The 4,418-nt window shown below is 70.4% G+C and carries 5 protein-coding genes and 1 pseudogene; 1 reads left to right on the forward strand and 5 read right to left on the reverse strand.

Features of this window, described 5'->3' with window-relative positions:
* On the reverse strand, positions 1-453 hold a 453-nt coding region (locus ACFWZ5_RS44900), incomplete at its 3' end, for a flavodoxin-dependent (E)-4-hydroxy-3-methylbut-2-enyl-diphosphate synthase (RefSeq protein ID WP_384892921.1).
* Positions 450-2,306 (reverse strand): 1-deoxy-D-xylulose-5-phosphate synthase, encoded by a 1,857-nt coding sequence (locus ACFWZ5_RS44905; protein WP_384892924.1) that lies wholly within the window; start codon positions 2,304-2,306, stop codon positions 450-452. The genes ACFWZ5_RS44905 and ACFWZ5_RS44900, both read right to left, overlap by 4 nt.
* A gap of 259 nt (positions 2,307-2,565) precedes the next feature.
* On the opposite strand from ACFWZ5_RS44905, the pseudogene ACFWZ5_RS44910 reads away from it, so the two are divergent.
* Positions 2,566-2,853 (forward strand): annotated as a pseudogene (locus ACFWZ5_RS44910) (4-hydroxy-3-methylbut-2-enyl diphosphate reductase); the annotation flags it as partial.
* Between the two features lie 56 nt (positions 2,854-2,909).
* Here ACFWZ5_RS44910 and ACFWZ5_RS44915 read toward each other — a convergent pair.
* The 3 genes from ACFWZ5_RS44915 to ACFWZ5_RS44925 form a co-directional block, all read right to left on the reverse strand.
* Positions 2,910-3,755, reverse strand: a complete 846-nt coding sequence (locus tag ACFWZ5_RS44915) for an SAM-dependent methyltransferase (protein WP_384892927.1) — start codon at positions 3,753-3,755, stop codon at positions 2,910-2,912.
* Positions 3,756-3,844: 89 nt separating this feature from the next.
* A complete protein-coding gene (locus tag ACFWZ5_RS44920; RefSeq protein ID WP_384892931.1) occupies positions 3,845-4,243 on the reverse strand; it encodes a nuclear transport factor 2 family protein in 399 nt (132 codons plus the stop codon).
* Positions 4,240-4,413, reverse strand: a complete 174-nt coding sequence (locus ACFWZ5_RS44925) for an acyl carrier protein (RefSeq protein WP_384892933.1) — start codon at positions 4,411-4,413, stop codon at positions 4,240-4,242. The genes ACFWZ5_RS44920 and ACFWZ5_RS44925 overlap by 4 nt, the downstream gene beginning before the upstream one ends.
* Positions 4,414-4,418: the final 5 nt, after the last annotated feature.

Below are 4,418 nucleotides of genomic sequence, written 5' to 3' on the forward strand. Positions count from 1 at the left end.
GGGGTCGAGGGAGCCGGCGTTCACACCGATGCGCAGGGGCACGCCTGCGGCTGACGCGGCCTTGGCGATATCACCGACCTTGTCGTCGAACTTCTTGATGTTGCCGGGGTTGACGCGCACGGCGGCGCATCCGGCGTCGCTCGCGGCGAAGACGTAGCGGGGTTGCAAGTGGATGTCGGCGATCACGGGGATGGGTGACTTCCTGGTGATGGCGGGCAGGGCGTCGTCGTCCTGGGAGGGGACGGCGATGCGGACGATGTCACAGCCGGCTACGGTGACTTCGGCGATCTGCCGCAGGGTGGCGTCCACGTCGGCGGTGAGCGTCGTGGTCATGGTCTGCACGCTGATGGGTGCGCCGCCGCCGACGGGGACACCGCCGGCATGGAGTAGGCGGGTGGTGCGGCGCACCGGGATCTTGGGGATGGTGGGCAGGCCGAGGCCGATGGCCGTCATCGGGCCCTCCGGGCAGAGTGAAGAGAGGTGGGGTGATGGGCCGGTGCAGTAGCGGTGTTCGGGGGCGCGAGGAGCTCTTCGCGTACGGTGCGGGCGATGCCCGCGGCATCGAGGCCGGCCTCGGCGAGCAGATCGGTGCGGCGGCCGTGGGGCAGACCGAGCACACTGACCGGTGTCGTGACGTGGGCGTCGCGGCATGCCTGGGCGATGGCTGAACCCACGCCGCCAGAATGGATGTTGTCTTCGATGGTGAGGATGAGGCAATGGCGGGCGGCCAGGCTGGGCAGGGCCGGATTGACCGGGATGACCCAGCGCGGATCCGCGACGGTCACGCCGAGCCCGTCCGCCTCCAGAAGCGCGGCGGCCTCGAGTGAGACCTGGGCCAGCGGGCCGATGGGGACGAGCAGGACATCGAGAGGGCGGCCGAGGCTGCGGTGCAGGATGTCCAGGCCGTCCATCCGTGCCACCGGCTCGATGTCCGGGCCGACCAAGGCTTTGGGCAGGCGCAGTGCGGTGGGTCCGTCCTGCATGTCGACGGCCGCCTTCAGCAGGCTGCGCAGCCGGGTGGCGTCGCGCGGATCCGCGATCCGCAGGCCTGGGACGGCCGCGAGCACGGACAGGTCCCACATGCCGTGATGGCTCGGGCCGTCGGGGCCGGTGATCCCGGCCCGGTCGAGGACGAAGGTGACCGGCAGCCGGTGCAGGGCCACATCCATCAGCACTTGGTCCACGGCCCGATTGAGGAAGGTAGCGTAGATGGCGACGACGGGGTGGATGCCGCCCATCGCCAGACCAGCCGCGGAGGTGACGGCGTGCTGCTCGGCGATGCCGACATCGAAGACGCGCTCCGGAAACCGCTCAGCCATGGGGTGCAGACCGGTAGGCCGTAGCATCGCCGCGGTGATCGCGACGATGTCCTCACGCGCGGCCGCCGCTTCCACCAGCGCCTGGCCGAACACACTCGTCCACGACCGCGCTTTGGCGGCGGGGGCCGCCGGGCGGCCGGTGGCGGTATCGACGGTGCCCACCGCGTGCAGGCAGTCCGCCTCATCCTGCTCGGCCGGGGCATAGCTCTTGCCCTTGGCTGTCATCACATGCACGACCACGGGCCGACGCAGGGCGCGAGCGCGCCGCAGCACGGTCTCGATCTCGCTGGTGTTGTGCCCGTCGATGGGCCCGAAGTAGGTGAACCCGAGCTCGGTGAACAGGTTCTGGCACGCCTTGGCGCCCCCGCCCTGCTTCAGGACAGCCAGGTGCGCGGCGAGGGCCCCCGTGGTGGGCGCGTAGGAGCGGCCGTTGTCGTTGAGCACCACAATCACCGGCCGGTGCGGGGCGCCGCCGAGGTTGTTCAGCGCCTCGAAGGCCATGCCGCCGGTGAGGGCCCCATCCCCGATGACCGCCACCACCGCCCTCTCCCCCTCGCCGTTCAGGGCCCGGGCCTTGGCCAGCCCGTCCGCGTAGAACAGGGCGGTGGAGGCGTGGGAGTTCTCCACGAGGTCGTGCACCGACTCGGCGTGGGAGGTGTAGCCGGACAGGCCGCCGGCCTGCCACAGCGTGTCGAACTCCTCGCCCCGACCGGTCAGCAGTTTGTGCACATACGCCTGGTGCCCGGTGTCGAAGATCAGCGCATCGCGGGGCGAGTCGAAGACCCGGTGCAGCGCCAAGGTGAGCTCCACCACGCCCAGGTTCGGCCCCAGATGCCCGCCCGCCGCGCACACTTTCTCGATCAGGGAGCTGCGGATCTGTGTGGCCAGCGCGGGGAGTTCTCCGGCCGGTACGTCCCGCAGTGCCTCCGGCCCGGACAGGTGCGCCAGATCCGTGACGCCGGGGCGGTCACGCGTCGGAGCACTCATCGGGCCATTCCCTTCGCCGGGGTCCAGGTCGGTACGGCTGGAACGAACCCGGCCGGCCATGCCCACTGTTGGGGACGAACAGATGCCGGGTTGAACAAGTGCACCGCCCTGGCCCCGGGCCGCACAGGGGGCCAGGGCTGTGAATGCGCCGCAACCGATGCAACATTGCGCACTTGTGAAATACGGGCGGAGGTGGCCTGGTTGACCGGAGCCAGGGAGGGAAGACGTGCCGAAGACGCCCAACACCCGCCTACGGGAACTGCTCGAGGCCGCCAAGCTCGCTGGCGCCCGCGACGCGTATCTCGTCGACGAGGCGGGCGAGATCGACGAGGCCTGGCTGGAGGGCGTGGCCACCGTCGGTGTCACCTCCGGTGCCTCGGTCCCGGAGGTCCTGGTTGACGGCGTACTGGAATACCTCGCCGCCCGCGGCTACACGGACGTCGAGACCGTCAAGGCCGCCGAGGAATCCCTCACCTTCTCCCTGCCCAAGGAACTGGGCCGCGACCTGCGGGCGGAATCGTCGGCCCGCGGGGCGGCAAAAGGCTGACCCGACGGCCGACGGCCGACACAGACGCCCCCCGGGTGTCCTGCCCTACTCCCCGGTCAGTGCCGGACGGCCTGCCACCAGCCGAAGACGAAGTCTCCATGCTCGACGGCAGCGCGCAGGAGGCTCAGGGATTCGTGCAGTTGGCGGTCGAGAGGTGTCCGGTCCCGGCCAGTCCGGGGCGGTTCGTACTCGGTCCAGTTGCGGGTGAGGTCACCGAGGTCCGCGTAGGAGCCGACGCCTTCGGTGCGGAAGCCGGAGTGCTCCAGTGTGCGGGGGAGGTCGTCGAGGGCGAGGAGGTTCGGCAGGACGAACTGCCGGCACAGCGGTTCGACGCGGTCCCGGTAGGCGGCCGTGTCGGCAGTGTGGGTGGTGAACCAGTCGTAGCCGACCCAGGAGGCTCCGGGGCGCAGGATCCGGGCCACCGCACCGTGGGCCTTGGCCTTGTCCGGCGTGTGGCACAGGGCTTCGATGCTGAAGGCGCCGTCGAAGGCGGCGCAGGGGAAGGGCAGTTGCATCGCGTCGCCGACCTGGAACCGCAGGGTCGGCAGGCCAGCGTGGAGCCGTTGGGCGAGGGCGATGTGGCGGGGTGAGAGGTCGACGCCGGTCACTCGAGCGCCCGAGTGCCGGGCCACGGCGGCGTCGGGACCGCCGGCGCCGCACCCGATGTCCGCGACGGCGGCGCCGGCGCTGAAGCGGCCGAGATCGGCCAGTCGGTGCTGCTGGCGGGCTTGGGCGACCTGCCGGGGTTCGTCACCCTGGTACCAGGTGAAGTGGAAGGAGTCGCCCCAGCCGGAGTGGAAGTAGTCGGCGGCCCGGTCGTAGTGAAGGGCGACCAGATCCCCGTACCTGCGGGTGCGCTCGTCCTTGTCGGCGAGCGCCTTGGCGAACTGTTCTCGGTCCACCGGATCCCTCCTGGGGAATGGTGCCGATCGCGAGCCGGGCCGCTGGCCGTCCCCGAGACGGCCAGCGAATGCGGACTGGGGGCTGCGGTCTACGGGTTGATGTGGCGGGAGTCAAAGTAGAGGCGCTGCTGGGCGATGAGGCCGTCACGGACCACGAAGACCTCGGTGTACGGGGCCCGGAAGGCCCGGCCGCCGGGCTGCTCTCCGGAGTCGTCGGTGTGGGTGCCGTGGAAGACGCCCTCGTGGACGACGACGTCGTCGGCGTGGTGGACCCACTCCAGGTCGATCCGGTTGTCGGGGGCGGTCTTCCACCAGTGGTCGAAGAACTCACCGACGCCGTCGTGGCCGCAGCCGATCTCCTCGCCGCCGACCTGCAGGGTGGCGTCGGGCCGGTAGCAGTCGAGGTAGGCGTCACGGTCCTTGGCCTGCCAGGCCCGCATCGCCTGCTCCACGATCTGCGCCACCTCGCTGGTGGGCGTCAGGCTCATGTCTGCCTCCTCTTGTCGCGCAGGAGTTCCTGCATCTGGTCCAGGGTCAGGTCGGACGTGATATCGTCCTCGCCGATCTCGATGCCCAGCTCGCTCTGGGCACGCATGGCGAGTTCGACGATCTTGAGGGAGTCCAGGTCCAGGTCGCGAGGGGTGGTCGAGCCAGTCACCGTCT

Origin of the sequence: Streptomyces sp. NPDC059003 (assembly GCF_042740445.1) — a bacterium.
GTDB lineage: Bacteria > Actinomycetota > Actinomycetes > Streptomycetales > Streptomycetaceae > Streptomyces.